This is a genomic window from Bhargavaea massiliensis (assembly GCF_018390575.1).
Taxonomy (GTDB): Bacteria; Bacillota; Bacilli; order Bacillales_A; family Planococcaceae; genus Bhargavaea; species Bhargavaea massiliensis.
Map to the genome: position 1 here is coordinate 56,536 of NZ_JAHBCJ010000008.1, position 19,468 is coordinate 76,003.

20 protein-coding genes are annotated in these 19,468 nt (G+C 56.3%); 6 read left to right on the top strand and 14 right to left on the bottom strand.

What is annotated here, in order from left to right:
- Positions 1-5 precede the first annotated feature (5 nt).
- From KHA84_RS12575 to KHA84_RS12600, 6 genes are all read right to left on the bottom strand, one after another.
- Complete coding sequence (locus KHA84_RS12575) at positions 6-1,565, bottom strand: fatty acid--CoA ligase family protein (protein ID WP_213423871.1); 1,560 nt, start codon at positions 1,563-1,565, stop codon at positions 6-8.
- Between the two features lie 221 nt (positions 1,566-1,786).
- On the bottom strand, positions 1,787-3,709 hold the full coding sequence (locus KHA84_RS12580; protein ID WP_213423872.1) for an FtsX-like permease family protein: 1,923 nt from the start codon (positions 3,707-3,709) through the stop codon (positions 1,787-1,789).
- The gene (locus KHA84_RS12585) at positions 3,681-4,454 is read right to left on the bottom strand and encodes an ABC transporter ATP-binding protein (protein ID WP_213423873.1); all 774 of its coding nucleotides are present in this window, start codon (positions 4,452-4,454) and stop codon (positions 3,681-3,683) included. The genes KHA84_RS12580 and KHA84_RS12585 overlap by 29 nt, the downstream gene beginning before the upstream one ends.
- The gene (locus KHA84_RS12590; RefSeq protein ID WP_213423874.1) at positions 4,435-5,463 is read right to left on the bottom strand and encodes a sensor histidine kinase; all 1,029 of its coding nucleotides are present in this window, start codon (positions 5,461-5,463) and stop codon (positions 4,435-4,437) included. The genes KHA84_RS12585 and KHA84_RS12590 overlap by 20 nt, the downstream gene beginning before the upstream one ends.
- Positions 5,460-6,164, bottom strand: coding sequence for a response regulator transcription factor (locus KHA84_RS12595; protein ID WP_336511152.1), 705 nt, complete (start codon positions 6,162-6,164; stop codon positions 5,460-5,462). The genes KHA84_RS12590 and KHA84_RS12595 overlap by 4 nt, the downstream gene beginning before the upstream one ends.
- Before the next feature lie 130 nt (positions 6,165-6,294).
- Positions 6,295-7,287 (bottom strand): lipoate--protein ligase, encoded by a 993-nt coding sequence (locus KHA84_RS12600; protein WP_213423876.1) that lies wholly within the window; start codon positions 7,285-7,287, stop codon positions 6,295-6,297.
- 210 nt (positions 7,288-7,497) lie between these two features.
- Between KHA84_RS12600 and yhfH the strand changes: the two genes are divergently transcribed.
- Together yhfH and KHA84_RS12610 are read left to right on the top strand one after the other, a co-directional pair.
- Positions 7,498-7,623 carry a protein YhfH gene (gene yhfH / locus KHA84_RS12605; RefSeq protein WP_092097540.1) on the top strand — a complete coding sequence of 42 codons (126 nt, stop codon included), beginning with the start codon at positions 7,498-7,500 and terminating at the stop codon, positions 7,621-7,623.
- A 294-nt stretch (positions 7,624-7,917) separates the two neighbouring features.
- Positions 7,918-8,307 carry an RDD family protein gene (locus tag KHA84_RS12610; RefSeq protein WP_213423877.1) on the top strand — a complete coding sequence of 130 codons (390 nt, stop codon included), beginning with the start codon at positions 7,918-7,920 and terminating at the stop codon, positions 8,305-8,307.
- Between the two features lie 62 nt (positions 8,308-8,369).
- Here KHA84_RS12610 and KHA84_RS12615 read toward each other — a convergent pair whose 3' ends face one another.
- The 4 genes from KHA84_RS12615 to aceA form a co-directional block, all read right to left on the bottom strand.
- Entirely contained in the window at positions 8,370-8,801 is a 432-nt protein-coding gene (locus KHA84_RS12615; protein WP_213423878.1) for a hypothetical protein, read from the bottom strand.
- A 118-nt stretch (positions 8,802-8,919) separates the two neighbouring features.
- Positions 8,920-9,048 carry a hypothetical protein gene (locus KHA84_RS12620; protein WP_008300729.1) on the bottom strand — a complete coding sequence of 43 codons (129 nt, stop codon included), beginning with the start codon at positions 9,046-9,048 and terminating at the stop codon, positions 8,920-8,922.
- 27 nt (positions 9,049-9,075) lie between these two features.
- On the bottom strand, positions 9,076-10,686 hold the full coding sequence (gene aceB / locus KHA84_RS12625) for a malate synthase A (RefSeq protein ID WP_213423879.1): 1,611 nt from the start codon (positions 10,684-10,686) through the stop codon (positions 9,076-9,078).
- Between the two features lie 18 nt (positions 10,687-10,704).
- On the bottom strand, positions 10,705-11,982 hold the full coding sequence (gene aceA / locus KHA84_RS12630; protein WP_213423880.1) for an isocitrate lyase: 1,278 nt from the start codon (positions 11,980-11,982) through the stop codon (positions 10,705-10,707).
- Between the two features lie 187 nt (positions 11,983-12,169).
- On the opposite strand from aceA, the gene KHA84_RS12635 reads away from it, so the two are divergent.
- Complete coding sequence (locus tag KHA84_RS12635) at positions 12,170-12,817, top strand: LytR/AlgR family response regulator transcription factor (RefSeq protein ID WP_213423881.1); 648 nt, start codon at positions 12,170-12,172, stop codon at positions 12,815-12,817.
- A gap of 170 nt (positions 12,818-12,987) precedes the next feature.
- Here KHA84_RS12635 and KHA84_RS12640 read toward each other — a convergent pair whose 3' ends face one another.
- The 4 genes from KHA84_RS12640 to hemE all read right to left on the bottom strand — a co-directional run bounded on the left by KHA84_RS12640 (position 12,988) and on the right by hemE (position 15,931).
- Positions 12,988-13,134 carry a hypothetical protein gene (locus KHA84_RS12640; RefSeq protein WP_213423882.1) on the bottom strand — a complete coding sequence of 49 codons (147 nt, stop codon included), beginning with the start codon at positions 13,132-13,134 and terminating at the stop codon, positions 12,988-12,990.
- Between the two features lie 19 nt (positions 13,135-13,153).
- Positions 13,154-13,639, bottom strand: coding sequence for a nucleoside deaminase (locus KHA84_RS12645; RefSeq protein WP_213423883.1), 486 nt, complete (start codon positions 13,637-13,639; stop codon positions 13,154-13,156).
- Between the two features lie 291 nt (positions 13,640-13,930).
- Entirely contained in the window at positions 13,931-14,860 is a 930-nt protein-coding gene (gene hemH / locus KHA84_RS12650) for a ferrochelatase (protein WP_213423884.1), read from the bottom strand.
- A 30-nt stretch (positions 14,861-14,890) separates the two neighbouring features.
- The gene (gene hemE / locus KHA84_RS12655; RefSeq protein WP_213423885.1) at positions 14,891-15,931 is read right to left on the bottom strand and encodes a uroporphyrinogen decarboxylase; all 1,041 of its coding nucleotides are present in this window, start codon (positions 15,929-15,931) and stop codon (positions 14,891-14,893) included.
- A 213-nt stretch (positions 15,932-16,144) separates the two neighbouring features.
- Here hemE and KHA84_RS12660 point away from each other — a divergent pair, with 213 nt between their 5' ends.
- From KHA84_RS12660 to KHA84_RS12670, 3 genes are all read left to right on the top strand, one after another.
- Positions 16,145-16,666, top strand: a complete 522-nt coding sequence (locus KHA84_RS12660; RefSeq protein ID WP_213423886.1) for an antibiotic biosynthesis monooxygenase family protein — start codon at positions 16,145-16,147, stop codon at positions 16,664-16,666.
- Between the two features lie 330 nt (positions 16,667-16,996).
- Positions 16,997-18,190 carry a M20 metallopeptidase family protein gene (locus KHA84_RS12665; protein ID WP_213423887.1) on the top strand — a complete coding sequence of 398 codons (1,194 nt, stop codon included), beginning with the start codon at positions 16,997-16,999 and terminating at the stop codon, positions 18,188-18,190.
- Positions 18,191-18,312: 122 nt separating this feature from the next.
- Positions 18,313-19,365, top strand: a complete 1,053-nt coding sequence (locus KHA84_RS12670; protein WP_213423888.1) for a C45 family autoproteolytic acyltransferase/hydrolase — start codon at positions 18,313-18,315, stop codon at positions 19,363-19,365.
- The last annotated feature ends 103 nt before the right edge of the window (positions 19,366-19,468 follow it).

A 19,468-nucleotide genomic window follows, 5' to 3' on the forward strand; every position in this document is an offset into this window, starting at 1 on the left:
CAGGTTTATCTGCTATTCACCGCCATGTCCTTCAGCGAGCGCCGGAGGATTTTACCGGTTGTGTTTTTCGGAAGTTCATCGAGGAATTCGATGGATGCCGGGATTTTATATTTCGCAAGTTTTTCCGTGCTAAAGGCTTTCAGTTCTTGTTCGGTCAGGGCGGATCCGTCCTTCTTCACCACATAGGCCTGGATGGCTTCGCCGTAGTTGGCGTCCGGCACGCCGACGACCGCGGCTTCGACCACGTCCGGATGCGTATAGAGGACTTCCTCCACTTCACGCGGGTAGACGTTATAACCGCCGACGATGACGAGGTCTTTTTTGCGATCAACGATATAAAAGTAGCCATTTTCATCGCGTCGGGCGAGGTCGCCTGTGTAGAGCCACCCATCACGGAGCGCGACGGCCGTTTCTTCAGGCATCTTGTAATAGCCTTTCATGACGTTCGGGCCGCGGACGACGAGTTCGCCCACTTCCCCGTCCGGCACTTCTTCGCCATATTCATTGACGACTTTATTCTCCACGTTGATGATGTTCGTGCCGATCGATCCAGGCACGCGCTCACGGTCGAGCGGGTTAAAACAGGTGACCGGGGACGCTTCGCTCAGGCCGTAGCCTTCCGAGACACGGACGTTGAATTTCTCTTCGAAGTTGTGGAGAAGCGCGACCGGGAGTGACGAGCCGCCGGAAATCGCGCGCCTGATCGACTTGAAGTCCTCCGGGTTGCCTTCCGGATATTGATAGAGGAAGTTGTACATCGTCGGCACGCCGGCGAAAATCGTCGCCTCTTTTTCCCGGATGATCCGGAACACGTCCGCCGGGCTGAACTTCGGAACAAGCAGAATCTGTGCGCCGCGCAGGAGCGGCGCGTTCACGACAACCGTGAGGGCGAACACATGGAACACCGGAAGTGTGGCAACGACCCGGTCATCCGGGTTGAATTGGAGATAGTCCGCAACGTCACGCGCATTGGAATACAGGTTCTTGTGTGTAAGCATGGCGCCCTTGGGATTCCCCGTCGTTCCGGAAGTGTAAAGGATGACCGCTGTGTCGTCGTCATCCACCTCCACCGCTTCAGCCGGAGCCCCGCCGAGCGCCTCCACATGTGTAAACGGTTTCACTTTGCCTCTGATGTCTTCCGGCAGAGAAGAGATTTTCTCCTCCGTCCCCGGCTCAGTTTCGCAGATCACATAGCTTTCCACCGCCGGGAACGCTGCCGATGCCTGCCGGATCATCGGCAGCAGCTTGTCCAGTGCGATGACCGCCTTGGCGTCGCTGTTGCGGACGATGAATGAGATCTCCTCCGGCGAGTAGATCGGGTTGACCGGCACCGCAGTCGCCCCGATGCGCATCGTGGCATACAGCGAGACCAGGAAGTGCGGCGTGTTGCCGAGCAGGAAGACGACATGGTCCCCTTTGCCGATGCCGATTTTCTCCAAACCGGCCGCCAGCAGCCCGACTGTCTGGTCAAACTCTGCGTAAGTCGTGTCTTTCCCCATGAAATGATAGGCAATCTTCTGTGGTTCCTCGAGCGCTGTATGATGGACGCGCTTCACGAGATTCATAGCCATCCCCCTTGTTTGAATTGAATGAATAGTCATTCACTATCCCCATTAACTATTATAGAGCAATAATATAGACCGGACAACCGGAAGACAGAAATTTAATACAGCCGGCTGAATGCACAGACAAGATGCATGAAAGACCAAATAATCGTACTGAAAGACCAATCGGACTTGCCGAGAGACCAATCAGCCGCCACTTGAATCCACATAAAAAGGACCGCTCAGGCCGGTCCTTTTACATGCGCCAGATATCGCCAGCGGATCAGATAGAAATACAGCAGCTGAATCACCGTGAAGCCCACAAGGACGAGGGCCATCTCGTTCAGAATCGAAATGTCGGCGAATTCCTTCCAGATCGCCTGAAGGGAGATGAAGGCGAATGTGCTGTGCAGCATCGCGATCCCCCAAGGCAGGAAAAACTGCGGGATCAGCTGGCGGTTGACGATCTTGATGAATTCGCGCTCCGTCATGCCGAGCCGCTTCAGGACGGCCGCCTGGCGACGGTCGCGGTCGAGCATCGTGTAAAGCTTGAAGTAGATAAAACTGCCCGCGGCCAGCAGGAAGACCATGGCGACCAGCAGGCCGGTCAGGAGCAGCAAGTGGAAAGTCGACCGGATGATCGAATAGTCGAGGCCGGGGTTCTTAAAGTAGAACGGCAGCGCCTCCCCTTCCCGGATTTCGGACATGACCATCTGCTGCTCGATCGACAGCCCGATGCCGACGGTCTCTTCCCAATCCGGCACGTCGAATGCATGGATGTGGAGCAGGCTGTCAGTCTGGGCGGAGGCGACTTTCACAAAGTCGGTCTCGCTGACAACAATCGAATTCGTCCCGAGGCTGTATGCCGGCAGCAGCAGGCCGCCGACTACGCCCTTTACATGGACTTCGACTCCGCTCTCCTCAAGTTCCGTTTGTATATCCGCATCCTGCAGTCTCGGGGCGGCTTCCGTCGAATAGGGAAGGAAGACGGCCTCGCCCGGCCTTAACTGCACCGGGCCCGCGCCCAGCGTTTCCGCGAGCAGGTTTACCTCACCCTCACGAAGGATATTGATGGGCTGCCCCGAGAAGGAAGACTCCTCCCTGGCGACGATGAGCGGCACGTGGGTGTACTCGAGACCCGCGTTTTCCAGCTCCTTCATCAGCCCGGTCACATGCTCATACTCATGCGGGTTGCCCGGGTAGCTTTCGTAAACGAGGCCGAGCGGGTTCAGCGCCCGGTACTGGGCGGTGTAGGTGGCCAGGCTCGCAAGCGTCCCCACTGAAAGGAAGGCGACCGTCGAGACGATCGCGACGATAAAGAACATGTTCGCATTGTCGCGGAGCTTCGCTGCGGTCTCGGCGAGCGACACCAGCCTTGTGCGCTTCCAATAAAGGCTTTTCTGGTCCCTGAACAGGTCGAGCAGATACAAAATCGAGTGCGAAAAGAAATAATACGTCCCGAGAGTGGCCGCCGGCGGAAGCAGCACCGACAGGTACAGGACGTTCACCCGTCCTGCCAGAAGCGCCGCTCCGTAGGACGACAGCAGCAGGAGGATGCCGGCAGCAGCCCTCCCCGGTGAATAGCCGAAGGGATCCGCTTCCCCGCCGATCCCTTTCCTGAATTCAGAGATGTCCCGGTTGGAGACGATGTAGGCGGACAGCAGTCCGATCAGGAGGAACAAGCTAAAGAACGCACCCGCAGTCATGAGGAACGGTTCCCATGATACATAGAGCGGCAGGGTCGGCAGCTGGAGCAGTTCCCTGACGATCATGAAAAAGTACTTTGAGAACGCGAACCCGAGCACGATGCCGCTGGCGGTCGAGGCGGCACCAAGCAGCAGCATCTCAAGAAGCAGCAGTTTTCCGAGCTGCCGGCGCTCCATGCCGATCTGCAGCAGCAGTGCAAATTCACCCGAACGCGCCTGCATAAACGCCCGCATCGAGTAAAACAGGAAAAACAGCATGAACACATAAAGGACGACATCCGCAACGGTCATCCCGATCAGCGTGATGCCGGTGATGAACCGCTCCCCGATGCCCGGGTGGAACATGAGCATCGAGTAAAGGAAAAACACCATGACGGAAAAAACACTGGCCAGGAAGAAAGCCGCGTAGATCCGGCGGTTCCGGACAACATTACGGTAGGCGAACTGACGAAAGGTCATCGACGTTGCCCCCCAGAAGTGACAGCATGTTCAGGATGCGCTGGAAGAATGTCCTGCGGCGGTCGTCCTTGTGAATTTCATTGTAGTAGGCGCCGTCCTTGATAAAGAGCACACGGTCACAGTAACTGGCGGCAATCGGGTCATGCGTCACCATGATGAACGTCGTGCGGTTTTCCCGGTTGATCGTCCCGAGCAGGTCCAGTACTTCGCGCGCCGCGTTCGAGTCGAGGTTCCCTGTCGGCTCGTCGGCCAGCACGATCGATGGCCGGTGGACAAGGGCGCGCGCAATCGCGACACGCTGTTCCTGTCCGCCAGAGATTTCATCCGGACGTTTGTGCAGAATGCCTTCCAGTCCGAGCCGTGCCGTGATCGCCTTGACCCGGGCGTCCATTTCCGCGACGGGGAGCCGGTCGAGCGTCAGCGGAAGCACGATGTTTTCCTCGACGGTCAGCATACGGAGCAGGTTAAAGTCCTGGAAGACGAAACCAAGCTCGCGGCGGCGGAAACGGGCCAGGTCATCCGGCCGGAGCACCGACGGATCGGTGCCTTTGATGAGGACCCTTCCCGATGTCGGCAGGTCGATGCCGGAAATCAGGTTCAAAAGCGTCGTCTTGCCGCTTCCGGAAGGGCCCATGACGGCAAGAAATTCCCCTTCCTCCACGTCAAAGCTGAGGCGGTCGAGCGCCCGGTGGGTCACTTTCCCCTCATAGATCTTGATGACGTCTTCAATGCTGACGATCGGCATGCGCCTCTTCCTTTCCTTCTTCCTTCTTCTCCCTGAAGAGGACGGACACCGCCGTCCCCTCACCGGGTTCCGATTCAATCTCCAGGCCGTGTCCGAGCTGGTCGCACACTTCCTTTGCGATAAAAAGTCCCATCCCGGTGGACTCGCCCGTCAGCCTTCCGTTTTCCCCCGTAAAGAATGCGTGGGTCACGCGCTTCAGGTCAGATGCCGGGATACCGATTCCTTCATCACGGACGGTCAGCCGGATGCCGTCTTCTGTCCGGTCCGCGCTGAAGTAGACATGCCTGCCTTCACCTCGCGTGTATTTCACGGCATTCGTGATGAACTGGGCGATGATCGTTTTCATCCACTTCGGATCGGTCGTGACGGTGAGTCCCGCTTCGATCGAGGAAGACGGGTAGACCCGGTTGGTGATGAACAGCTTCTTGTGCTCCGAGATCACTTCACGCACAAGTGATGCAAGATCCGCACGGGCAATCTGCATGTCCCGCTCGAATGTGCCGAGCCGTGCATTCAATAGGACGGTCTCAAGGCCGCGCCGGATCCGGTCGGCCTCTTCACCGATCGCCTCCCGGTCCACTTCCTCTTCCTGCAGGAGCAGTGAGATGACAGACAGCGGCGTTTTCATCTGGTGCACCCACTGGTTCATGAACGTCTCATGGCGCTCATTTTCCGATCGCAGCGCCTGCACTTCCTTCTGGTAGATGCCGTACAATTCATGGCCGAATCGCTCCGCTTCGATAGTTTCCGGGGATTTCGAGGTCCGCATGAGCAGATCCTCCATCTTGGCCGGATGCCTCAGGATGCGATTGTAGTACGCCCTCCGTCCGATAAAGCGGGCCGCCAGGAAAAGCGTGGTCAGGATGAGAACCATCACGACCGAATACACGGCCGTGTCCACATTCCGGAAGCCGTCCAGCCAGTACAGCGACAGGATGAAAACCGTCAGCAGCGCATGGAACACAATATAGGCGGAGTGCTCCCGGACAAACAGGCGGAGCGCCTTCATGCTTCCTCCGGAGCGGCGATAAACCGGTAGCCCGCCCCGCGCACCGTTTCAATCTGGGATTGGATGCCGTAGTCGGCGAGCTTTTTGCGCACTCGGGTCATATTGACGTTCAGCGTGTTTTCGTCGACAAACGCCTGGTCATCCCACAGCTCCTCGAGGAACCGTTCACGCGACACGACCTTCGGCGACTCGGACAAAAGCAGCTCGAGGATGACGCACTCCTTTTTTTGGAGCGGGATTTCCTCCCCATGCGCATGCAGTTCCATCCGCTCCGGGTACAGCTCCAGACGGCCGAGGCGGATCGTCCGCTCCTCCATTTTCGGCGCGTATTCGCCGAACGACCGCCGCAAATGACTCCTGATCTTTGCCAGGACGATCTCATAGTTGAACGGCTTTGTGATAAAGTCGTCCCCTCCGTTCTCGAGCGCAAACACCTGGTCCATCTCGCCGGAGCGTGCCGAGATAAACAGGATTGGAACGGTCGTCCGCTGGCGCAACTGGCGGCACCAGTAATAGCCGTCATAGGACGGCAGGTTGATGTCGAGAAGGATCAGGTGAGGTGAGAACTCGGCCTCCGCCTCCAAGATCCGATCGAAGTCATCTGCGGTCTTCACATCGTAATGGTATTTCCGGAGCGTCTCGGCAAGCAGCGAGGCAATCTTCCGGTCGTCTTCAATGATGAGGATCCGGTGTTGTTCCACGGTCTTTCCCTCTTTTCCCATTCCGGTTCCGGCCTGTGAATCCGGCCGGAATCCGTGATTTTCACTGCTTTTATGATAGCAGAAAAGGGACCCGGCGTCTGTCGGGTCCCCTTCGTATAGCTGAAGCTGATCAGTAGATCAGATCGATGAATTCTTCTTTCGTAATGCCGCCGAGCCGCTTCTCGATGTCGATGCCCTCGATGGCCTTCTCGATGCCTTCTGTGCTGTATTGCGCGCCTTTCAGTGCTTCTTCGATCTCGGCCACCTCGCCGACGCCAAAAAAGTCGCCGAAGATTGCCGCATCCTCGATCTGGCCTTTGTTCACATTCAGCTTCACGTCGATGCCGCCGACCGGGAAGCGTTTGGAATGGGACATGTTGAACTTCGGTGACTTGCCGTAATTCCAGTCCCAATTGCCGTAGCGCTTCTCGGACAGTTTCCTGATATTTTCCCAGTCGTCTTCCGTGAGCTCGATATACTCGATCTTGTCCTTGCCGCCGAAGATCTGTTCGAGGATGTACTGGCGGAACTCTTCGATCGTCATCGGCTCCTCGAGAAATTCGGAAATATTCGCCACACGGGACCGGATCGACTTGATGCCCTTGGATTCGATCTTGTCCTTTTTTACTTTGAGCGCGTTCACAACTTCGCCGATGTCCGTATCGAACATGAGCGTGCCATGGCTGTACATGCGGCCCTGCGTGGAGAACTGGGCGTTCCCGGAGATTTTGCGCCCTTCGACGAGCAGGTCGTTGCGCCCTTGGAGCTCGGCCTTTACACCGAGATTGTTGAGCGCGTCGACGACCGGCTGCGTGAACTTCCTGAAGTTGCGGAAGCTCTCCCCGTCATCCTTCGTGATGAAGCTGTAATTCAGGTTGCCGAGGTCGTGGTATACCGCTCCGCCGCCGGACAGCCTGCGGACGACCTTGATGCCGTTTTTGTCCACGTAACCCGCGTCGATCTCCTCGATGGTGTTCTGGTTGCGGCCGACGATGATGGACGGACCGTTAATGTAGAACAGCAGATAAGAATCCTTGTCCGTATCAAATGTGTTCAGGATATATTCCTCGATCGCGAGGTTGATGTACGGGTCGTGGTTGCCCTTGTTGTCGATGAATTTCATTGGATCGACCTCCTGTAATTTTCCTTCATTTAGTTTATCACACACCCCCGAAACGCTCCCGCGATTAGGTTGCCCGAAATTGTCCGGAAGCAATCTGAAAAAATATTTGTAAAATTAGGTGAAAACCATTGACACCCTCAACACTGTTATAATACACTGTGTACAATAACAGTAGATGGTTATGAAACCACCTCGAGAGGAGAATGCGGAATGATTGAAAATGTCGTCGAGTTCTTCAAGAACCTGCCTCCGAAAATGTGCACTGAATGCGGTGAAAAGATCGAGGAGCAGCACGAGTGCTACAGCAATAAGTGCGATAAGTGCAACTGCGAATAATAAAAGCCAATCGACCTTAACAGCGCCCCGGACCTTCTGTCCGGGGCGCTTTCCTTCTGTTTCAAAACAATGATGAAAATTCTTTTATAGTACAGACAGTTTTCTTTTGTATCAGTACAGCTTGTCCTGCTAAATTCCGATGAAACAGGTTATTTGGAGACGAGACAGTATAAACTTTCGATAAAACAGAATTGAGAGATTCAGTTTATCCCCTATATCCGTTGCAATGGGTGAAACCAATCATTCTGTTATTACGTATTCCATACATACAAGACCCGAGTTGGAGGAATCACAGTGAAAACGATCACCAAGAAACGATTCAAGGCTTATTTGATCGATCTGGCCGTATCAACCGCCGCAACCGCAGGCGTCGAGTACCTGTTGCGAAAGAAAATCAAAAGCGAGGCTTTCCACGCGCTCGTAACCCCGACCGCCGTCATGTGGGCGCTGGAATATGCACAGTTGCGCAACAGCGGACGGACCATCGGCTACAAGACAATGGGACTGGCCATCGAAAACGCGGACGGCACCGAACCGACCCCCGGCCAGATTGTGAAACGCATGGCCTACCGGGACACCATCAGCACATTCCAGTACCTGAAAGACCGTGAAGCCTTCGAGTCGCAGGGCGGAGCGCTATTCCCCCACGACCGGATTTCAGGGACGGTTGTGAAGGAACAATAAACATAAAAACAACCTCAAGCGGAAGCCCCATGACTGATCATGGGCAGTTCCCCTTGAGGTTGTTATACTTTAATGAATTTCGGCTCGTACTCGGACAAGACCTCAAAGACCTGATCACCGTTCATATATAGATGATGTTCCAGTTTCGGGTGCGTCTTTCTGTTAATCAGTGGATTGTGATCGAACCATTTCAGGTATTCCGAGTTCAGGACTTTATAGAAATACAGCGAGCTTTTATCTTTCACGGTCGACAAATCTTCATCCTTGCTGAGCAAATCAAACCGGCCATATTCGGTGGAGAACCGATAAGACCAAACATAATACTCGACTGGTGAAACAAGCTGGTCGTAAATGACTTCGACTTTCGTGTCCGCCAAATCACTGAACGAGAGTTTCAGATAATCAAAATGGGTGAGGATTTCAAAAAATCCCAAGTCCCCACGACTTCTTCCTTTCAAGTAAGTGACGGGCTGCCAGGCTTGCAGAATCTCCATAACAGGCCCTCCTTTCATTAGAGTGTTGAATATAGTTTTCTGTTCCCAGACAGTATTCACCTTTTTGTTGGAACCAAAAGAAGCCGTCATCCACGATGACGGCTCCCCGTTACTCCCCTTACTGCTCCGATTTCCCGACGCAGCGTTCGCATTCATGGTGGAGGGACTCGACTTTCTCGACGATTTCGCAACCGCACTCGACACAGATCTTCCGGGACTTTTCAATCTTCTGCTGGTTTTTCATCATATTGATCTCCTCCTTATGGGTTTGGGGTTATGCCAGCCGGCTGTAGCCCGGCACGGTCAGGAATTCTTCAAATTCATCGTTTTCCGTGAGTTCCTTGAACAGGTCGGCGGCTTCCTGGAAACGGCCCTCGGCGAACCGTTCGGCGCCTTCCGATTTGCGGATTTTCCACAGTTCTTCCTGAAGCAACTGCCGGAACAGGCTTTCCGTGATTTCCCTGCCGTCGTCCAGGCGGGCCTCCGGGTGGCGGATCCATTGCCAGATCTGCGAGCGGGAAATCTCTGCCGTGGCGGCGTCTTCCATCAGATTATTGATTGGGACCGCTCCGCTGCCGCACAGCCAGGCGGCGATGTAGCGGATGCCGACGTTGATGTTCGTCCGGATGCCGCCTTCCGTGATTGTCCCGTCCGGCACCTTCAGAAGATCCTGGCCGGTCACCTGGACGTCTTCCCGTTTCCGTTCCACCTGGTTTTGCCCGTCGCCGATGACGGCATCGAATTCCTTCATCGCGACCGGAACCAGTCCAGGATGCGCGACCCACGTGCCATCATGGCCGTCGGTCGCCTCGCGCCGCTTATCTTCGGCGACCTTCCTGAAGGCGTCGGCATTGGCCTCTTCGTCCCCTTTGACTGGAATCTGGGCAGCCATGCCGCCGATCGCCATCGCGCCGCGCTTATGGCACGTCTTGATGCACAGTTGCGTATAGGCCCTCATGAACGGTGCCGTCATTGTGACCTGGCCGCGGTCCGGCAAGAGTACATCATCCTGGTTCCGGAACCGCTTCAGGAAGCTGAAGATGTAGTCCCAGCGGCCGCAGTTGAGACCTGCCGCGTGATCGCGCAGTTCATAGAGGATTTCATCCATCTCGAACGCGGCGAGGATCGTCTCGATCAGGACGGTCGCCCGGATCGTTCCGTGCGGGATGCCGAGCCGCTCCTGCGCATAGGTGAAGACGTCATTCCAGAGGCGCGCCTCCAGATGACTTTCCACCTTCGGCAGGTAGAAATACGGCCCCGTCCCGCGGGCGACCTGTTCTTTGGCGTTGTGGTAGAAGAACAGCCCGAAGTCGAACAGGCTGCCGGACACCGGCTCCCCGCCGACCGTCACGTGGCGCTCTTCCAGATGCCAGCCGCGCGGGCGGACAATCAGGACCGCCGTCTCTTCGTCCAACCGATATTCCTTGCCGTCGGACGGACGGGTGTAGGAAATCGTCCGCCGCACGGCATCATGCATATTCTTCTGGCCTTCGATCATGTTCTCCCATGTCGGAGAAGTCGCGTCCTCGAAGCACACCATGAATGTTTTCGCTCCGGAATTGAGCGCGTTTATGACCATCTTCCGGTCGACCGGCCCGGTGATTTCCACCCGGCGGTCCTTCAGGTCTTCAGGGATCGGGGCGACTTCCCAATCGCCCTCCCTGATCTGTTCCGTTTCCGGAAGAAAGTCCGGCTGCTCCCCCGCGTCAAACCTCGCCTGCCGTTCCATCCGCTTTTCCAGCAGCTCAAGCCGCCGGTCGTTGAACCGCTCATGCAGCTCGCCGATGAATCGGAGGGCGTCTTCGGTCAGGATTGTGTCCGATGACGGCGTCCTGCCGCCCGTGACATTGACCTGCCGCTCCCTTGCCGTTTCGTTCGTCGTCATGTGCACCCGCTCCTTTCCTTATGCGAACTGCGCGGTTTCCGTGGACCCGGCCATCGCGGTCGTTGACGACTGGCCGCCTGAGATGACTTGCGCGACTTCGTCAAAGTAGCCGGTGCCGACTTCGCGCTGGTGGCGTGTCGCCGTGTAGCCTTTTTCTTCGGAGGCAAACTCGGCCTGCTGGAGGCGGGAGTAGGCCGCCATGCCTTCGTCCCTGTAGGCATTTGCCAGTTCGAACATGCTGTGGTTCAGCGAGTGGAAGCCGGCGAGCGTGACGAACTGGAACTTGTAGCCCATCTTCGCGATTTCCCTCTGGTACTCGGCAATCGTTTCCTTGTCGAGGTTCGCTTCCCAGTTGAATGAAGGTGAGCAGTTGTACGCGAGCATCTTGCCCGGGAACTTCTCGTGAATCGCATCGGCGAACTTTTTCGCTTCCTCAAGCGACGGTTTCGATGTCTCGCACCAGATCAGATCGGCATACGGGGCGTACGCTAGACCGCGTGCGATCGCCTGGTCGATTCCGGCACGTGTGCGGTAGAAGCCTTCCGGCGTGCGCTCCCCGGTGATGAATTCATGGTCCGCCGGGTCGATGTCGCTTGTGATCAGGTCCGCCGCATCCGCGTCGGTTCGGGCGATGATAACGGTCGGTACGCCCATGACGTCTGCTGCGAGACGTGCGGAGATCAGATTCTTGATCGCGTTCTGTGTCGGAAGGAGAACCTTGCCGCCAAGGTGGCCGCATTTCTTCTCGGATGCAAGCTGGTCCTCGAAGTGGACGCCTGCCGCGCCGGCCTCGATCATGCCCTTCATCAGTTCGAAGACGTTCAGCGGCCCGCCGAATCCGGCTTCCGCATCTGCGACGATCGGCGCGAACCAGTCAAACCCTTCACGGCCTTCCGCGCGGTCGATCTGGTCAGCGCGCTGGAGCGCCTGGTTGATGCGCTTCACGACATGCGGCACGCTGTTGGCCGGGTACAGGCTCTGGTCCGGGTACATATGACCGGAGATGTTGGCATCCGCCGCGACCTGCCAGCCGCTCAAGTAGATGGCCTGCAGCCCTGCCTTGACCTGCTGCATCGCCTGGTTCCCGGTGAGGGCGCCCAGTGCGTTGATGAACGGTTCTTCATGGAGGGACTTCCAGAGCCGGGCCGCTCCGCGCTTTGCAAGTGTATGTTCAATCTGGACGGAGCCGCGGAGGCGGTACACATCTTCCGCCGTGTAAGGCCTTGTGATTCCGTTCCAGCGCTCATCCTGCCATCCCATTTCAATCTGTTCGATTTCCGCTTGTTTTGTCGTCATCCGAAACACACCTTTCAGAGGGTTTATTAACGCTGTTATAAAATAGTTCTTTCTGACTGTTTCATAACAGCTGTTGTTGTTGTAAATTACTATATAACAGAATCGTCTTTTTTGTCTGGGTTTTCGGACTAAAAGGGGAAATTCTTTGATCAACATGGGCGGTTCGCCGATGAATGGAGGAGATTAGATGAAAAACGGTGTGTTAGAACAGTTGGCGCAGTTTGTTTTTGAGTGGATTCCGGAAAAGGCGGCATTTGCTGTGGCGGCAGACGGGCGGTACATTCACCTCGACCAGCGGGGCCTGGACATTCCGCTCGCCGCCGGCCATCCCGTCATCCCCGGGGATATCGCCCATCAAGTGATGAAGACAGGCCGGCGAGCGGAAGACCGGCTGTCCTTCCCTGATCAGAACACTTCCTATTATGGAATCGGCTACCCGGTCGAGATCGGCACGCTTCCCGGCGCCGTCATCGTCCTTCTTCCCGAAGAACGGAAAAAGGCCGCCCCCATCCGCTACCTGACCGGCCGCAATGACGAAGACTGGGTGCCGGTCTCCGTCAGCCGCATCACCCACATCGAAAGCGCCGAAAAGAAAACCTGGTTCTACGCGGACGGGGAAGAATTCGCCTCCACCCGGACATTGAAACAGCTAGAGGCGGAACTGCCGGGCTCCTTCCTCCGGGTGCACCGCTCCTATCTGATCAACACAGATTTCATCAGCCGCATCCGCAAAGACGACTTCACCTCAGGACTCCTCATCACGACCTCGGACGGATCGGAAATCCCGGTCAGCCAGACCCACGCCCCCACTTTAAGGAAAATTCTCGGATTCTGAAATGGAAAACGCCGTTCCGGTTGGGTCCGGAACGGCGTTTCTTGTTTTTCAGATTTCTTTTTGTAGGATGGACAGTAAGCAACACTTTACTTGTATCGGATCATACAGAATCGCTTAATCAGTCGGTTGGAATGTAATCCTCGATTTGTGCCGGTTTCCGCATTCAGCGTTCAGGTTTCGTCATTCGACCAAATAATTTCGTCATTCGTTTCGATTGTTTCGTCATTCGATGAATCCGGCCGGGCGAATGACGAAAAGGAAGCCTTGAATGATGAGACCGCGACCGCGAATGACGAAACCGCAGTACCCATGATCATGAGAGCTAAATACTCCTTCTCATCTTCCCGAACTACTGTGGAACTCACGATGAAGCTCCCGTACCTGCTCCGCGAGTTCAGGAACCGGGCCGTCCACCTGAGTATCCCGGATCACTTCCTGAATGGAAAGGTTCCGGACGCGTGACGGGGCAACGCCCAGTTCACCGAGCCATTCGGCCAGCTGCTGCGAAGAAGAAGCATAGACGATGCGGCCCAACCCGACCCAGCCGTGGGCCGCAGCACACATCGGGCAGTGTTCGCCGGATGTGTAGACGGTCGCCCCGCTTCTTTCTTCAGGTGTCAGGTTTTGCGCCGCCCAGCGCGCCAGCGCGAATTCCGGGTGTTGGGTATGGTCACCCCCTGCCACGTGGTTATGATCTTCGGCAAGCACTTCCCCGTCTGCGGAGACAAGGACCGAACCAAATGGCTCATCCCCTTTTTTCAGCGCTGTTTCCGCCAATTCCACACAGCGCCGCAAATGTTTCAGATCTACATCCGTAATCATCAACAATCTCCTCCTCCATTCGATCCGGATCGGATCCGGATCGAAGTTGCTAAGACTATCATACTGGAGAAACAGACATTATCCCAACGCTACCAATCCGGGAACCTCAGAAGGTATTTTTCCTATGCTTCCTCGCTTAAGAAAGCGTTGAAGGGGGAAACGGACGCACCCAAACATTTTTTCGACGCACTCAAAGTCGCACACAGAGCACTCGGGCCTGTTTTCGAACCACTCGGCCCTCCCAAAACAAAATCGGGAACGGCACATAGCCGTTCCCGATCCATTCATTTCTTATTTCAGTACGTCCATCACGGCATCTGCCATCGCATCCACGAACAGCGGGTGCGTTTTCGGCATTTCCGGACGGTAGTAGGAAGCGCCGACTTCATCGCAGACGACTTTGCACTCGTAGTCGTTGTCATAAAGCACTTCAAGGTGCTCCGCAACGAATCCGAGCGGCGTGTAGACGAATGCCTTGTAGCCGTGTTCCTTATGAAGGTCGCGGGTCAGGTCCTGGACGTCCGGGCCGAGCCACGGGTCCGGCGTGTTGCCCTCGGACTGCCAGCCGACCGCGTAGGTTTTCACGTCTGCCGCTTCCGCGACGAGCTTGGCCGTTTCGTCCAGCTGGTCCGGATACGGGTCGCCGTGCTCCTTGATTTTCTCAGGAAGCGAGTGAGCGGAGACGACGAGGCACGCGTTTTCGCGCTCGTCGTCCGTCATCGAACCGTACGCTTCACGGATCTTCTCTTCCCAGTACTGGATGAACTTCGGCTGGCGGTAGAAGTCCTTGACCGAGCGGATCTCCATGTTGCCGAGTTCCGCCGCCTTCTCTTTTGCACGCTTGTTGTACGACTCGACGGAGAACGTCGAGTAATGCGGCGCGAGGACGATTGTGACCGCTTCGGTGATGCCGTCCTTATGCATTTTCTCCACAGTGTCTTCGATGAACGGATGGATATGCTTCAGGCCGACATACACTTTAAACTCGATGTCGTCCTGCACTTCATTGAGCCGCTTGCCGAGCGCTTCCGCCTGTTCGTCGGTCGTCTTGGCGAGCGGGGAGATTCCGCCGATCGCCTCGTAGCGGTCCTTCAGATCCTGCAGCTGCTCCGGCTCCGGCGGGCGACCCCGGCGGATATGCGTGTAGTACGGCTCGATGTCTTCTTCTTTATATGGGGTTCCGTAGGCCATGACGAGCAGGCCCATCGTCTTTTTCGCCATTTATCTCACCTTCCGATTAAGGAGTTGGGATTACTTCCTCAGCTGTGCCGAATGCGTGTGAACGAGCTCTGTCAGCTTTTTCAGCGTTGCCGGCTTGACGTCCGGGAAAACGCCGTGGCCGAGGTTGAAGATGTGCGCACCGTGTTCGACACCCTGCTCGATGATGTCCTTTGCACGTTCTTCAATAACATTCCAGTCCGCGATGAGAAGCGTCGGATCCAGGTTGCCCTGGACCGGCTTTGTCACGCCGCGTTCTTCCGCTTCACGGATCTGCATGCGCCAGTCGAGTCCGACGACGTCAACAGGAAGGTCATGCCACTCGTTGACGAGGTGGCTTGCCCCGACACCGAATGTGATCACCGACACGCCGGTCTTTTTCACTTCGGAGACGATGCGCGTCATCGTCGGCTTGATGAATGTCCGGTAGTCCGCGACGTGCAGTGCTCCGACCCACGAGTCAAAGATCTGAACGATTTTCGCGCCTGCCGCGATTTGCGCCTTCAGATAAGCGATGGTCATGTCCCCGAGCTTGTCCATGAGCGCCTGCCAGGCTTCCGGCTCCGACACCATGAACGATTTGGTCAAGTTGTAGCTCCGCGACGGGCCGCCTTCGATCATGTAGCTGGCAAGCGTGAACGGCGCGCCCGCAAAGCCGATCAGCGGCACATTAAGCTGTTCCTGTGTCAGGATTTTGATGGTCTCAAGCACATACGGCACCTGTTCTTCCGCATGGAACTCGCCGAGACGGTCGATGTCCGCGCGCGAACGGATCGGGTTGGAGATCACCGGGCCGACGCCGGACTTGATCTTCACATCCACCCCGATGCCTACAAGCGGCGTGACGATGTCTTTGTAGAGGATCGCCCCATCGACGTTGTACTGGTCGACCGGAAGCTTCGTCACATAGGCGCAAAGCTCCGGCTGGTGAGTGATTTCCTCCAGCGAATACTTTTCCTTCAGCTTCCGGTATTCCGGCTGGGAACGTCCGGCCTGGCGCATATACCATACCGGCGTGTGTTCCGTTTTCTCCCCGCGAGCTGCGCGAAGCAGCGTGTCGTTAAACTTGGTCATGTGATGATTCCTACTTTCATTCGTAATCATTCCGTTTTAACTATAGGCTGTCCATTATTTATTGTATAGATTGGACGCACAAATGTCATAGAATTTAACCTTTCCCGACATGGTTTGGACATACATCTTGTCAAGGATTGGTCACACTTGTTTTAAGCGGCCCGCCTATGGGAAAATTAAGGCAAGAACAGGCAGATACGGGAGGTTAGTCAAATGAACTTTTACACAACATCCGGAACACCGGAATTCATGGAGAAAATCAAAGAAAAACACAGCGGGGAAAACATGGTGCTCCTCCATGGTGCGGGGAACTCGCTTCTTCTGCACGAAACGGAAGGCAAGACCGTCTTCCAAACCCCGAAGCACTATGAAGTGATCGGCGCCAGCGGACCGCTCGCCAAACACGGCTATTACATTGTGAACAACATTCCTGTGACCGACGAGGGACGTCCGATCTTCGAACACCGCTTCCAGAACCGCGCAAACATGGTTGACGGCCAGCCGGGCTTTCTCACATTCCGTCTTCTCCGTCCGGTCAAGGACGACACCTACCGCGTCGTGACCGCATGGGAGTCGAAGGACCACTACGAACTGTGGAAAGGCTCGCAGGCATTCAAGGGCGCGCATGAACGAAAAGAACAGACGCCGCCTGCGGAGAAGGTGCAGAACATTTTCAGCGCGGCCTCCTACATCACTGAATATGAAACGGAAAAGCCGGAAGACGAAAACCTCTGAGCCGGCTGACAGAACGGCGCCCCGGCGCCGTTTTTTGTTGGAGGAGGATGTGGGCGGGTGTGAAGGTTTTAAGTACGCGAGCTTCCGGGGGGTGAGGCATTTTTCGTACGTAAACTTCTCCCATTCGTACCCGAACCCCGGGGCGTGGAGTTTTTCGCACGCGAACCCCGGGGTGAGGCATTTTTCGTTCGCACCCCCCGAAGCGCTCCTGTTTTCGAGCGTCCCCTTGGTTGTGACACTTTTTGTCTGGTCACGTGCTATTGCTCTTCTTCCGGATGAGGTCTATAATTAACTAACATTCTAATTATTTCGCTTTCCGGAGGGATTCCAATGACCGAACAGACAGTAAGCACCGAGAACTTGCAGGAACAGCTCTTCTCCAAGCTGGAAGCTTCCAATGAGGACATGATCAAGATCCGCCGCTACCTGCATATGCATCCGGAGCTTTCATTCAAAGAATACAAGACCGCACAATATATTCAGGATTTCTATAAGGAACTCGGCGTAGAGTTCCGCGCGAATGTCGGCGGCAACGGCGTCGTCGCACGCATCAAGGGTGCCAAGCCGGGCAAGACGGTCGCACTCCGCGCCGACTTCGATGCCCTGCCGATCCAAGACCAGAAAGATGTCGAGTACAAGTCGACCGTTGACGGCGTCATGCACGCATGCGGACATGACGGCCATACAGCCACGCTCCTGACACTTGCCAAAGCGCTCCACGAACTGCGCGATGAACTGGCCGGCGAGTATGTCATGATTCACCAGCACGCGGAGGAATTTGCCCCGGGCGGCGCCATTTCAATGATTGAAGACGGCTGCCTGGACGGCGTCGATGCCATCTTCGGCACGCACCTCTGGTCGCAGACACCATACGGTACGGTGGAGTACCGCACCGGCCCGATCATGGCGGCGGCCGACCGGTTCGAGATCAAAGTACAGGGCCGCGGCGGACACGGCGCGAACCCGCACCAGACAAAAGACGCTGTCGTCATCGGCTCCCAGCTGGTGCAGAACCTCCAGCAGCTCGTTTCCCGCCGCGTAGATCCGATTGAATCGGCCGTGCTTTCGGTCGGTTCGTTCGTAGCCGAAAACGCCTTCAACGTAATCGCCGACTCCGCTGAGCTCAAAGGTACAGTCCGTACGTTCCACCCGGAAATCCGTGACCTCATGGAGACCGAGATTGCCCGTGTCGTCGAAGGAACCGCCATCTCGACGGACAGCGAAATCGACTGCAAATACTTCCGCGGTTACCCGGCAGTGGTCAACCATGCGGCCGAAACCGACTTCCTCGTGAAGACGGTCGAAGGGCTCCAAGGCGTGGAAGCTGTGGAAGGCGCGCCGCAGATGGGCGGCGAGGACTTCGCCTACTATCTCGAGAACGTGCCCGGCACATTCTTCTTCACCGGCGCCGCTCCGGAAGAGCCGTATCCTCACCACCACCCGCGCTTCGACTTTGATGAGCGGGCGATGCTCCTGGCAGCAAAAATCCTCGGTACCGCCGCAACCGACTACCAGGCTGAATAAAGACCGCACCATCCGGACCTTTTCCTAATAAGGTCCGGTTTTTTATCGGGTTCAATTCTTGACCCTTGCCGGATGCTGTTCCAAGATGAACAAAGACGACTGTTGTAAAGGATGAGAATCAGATGAGAGAGATTTACACCGACGTGGTCCAGTTCCGGGGGTCGCATTATGATTTCGGCTTTCTCCTGGGCGAGCGGCTTCGCGATTCCCTCACGCTCCATAACCGCAGGACCAAGTGGCGGACGATGAAGCCCCGTTTTCGGATTGATGTCCAGGAAGCACAAGCCATCTTTGACAGGTATGCACCGCAATTATGGAATGAACTGAACGGCATGCGGGACGCACTCGGCCTGCCGATGGAAGAAGTTCTCCGCGACTTCGGCGGTTACCGGACGGAAGTTGTCCGCGCGGGATGTTCGGTGCTGACAGGGAGCGACTTCATCGTACGGAACTACGACTTCCATCCGAACACATACGAAGGGCTTTATACCGTCTTCCAGCCTGATGACGGGGGCTACGCCATCATCGGCCCCGCCCAGCGGATCACCGGCCGGATGGACGGCCTGAACGAGAAGGGCCTCTCGATGGGCTACAACTTCACGAACCGGAAGCGGCCCGGCGACGGATTCGTCTGCTGGATGGTCGGCCGCCTGATCCTGGAAACCTGTGCGGACGCGGAAGAAGCCGTCCGTTTTCTCCAGGACCTCCCCCACCGGGGCTCGTTCAGCTACAACCTGCTCGACAAAACCGGCAACCGCGCCCTTGTCGAAGCGGGACCGCGAGGCGTCATTGTCCGCGATTCCGCTTACTGCACCAACCACTTCGAGCACCAGACCGAAGAAAACCGCCGCTATCTGAAAGATTCCATCGAGCGGATGGACGCCATGAAAGAGCGGCCCGAAGCCCTGACGGATGCACGGCAGGCTTGGCGTCTCCTGAATGATACCGACAAAGGCGTCTTCGCCGACAATTACAGAAGCTGGGCAGGCACCATCCACACTTCCGCCTACTTCCCGGAGACGCTCACCGCCTGGTTCGCACTCGGAGGAGACACGGATCCGATCGAATTGGACTTCGGGGCCTGGCTCAGCGGGAAAGACGAAGAACGGACGATGATCACGGGTCACGTCGACACGGACATCGGATTTGCAAACATGGACAAGCTGCGGAACTGAGCGGAATTGCTGATAGGCGGGTGCATCTCCATTCGATGCACCCGCCTACCGTTTCGATGCACTCACGAGCTCTCACGAAGCACTCGCCCCCGCTTCCGAAGCA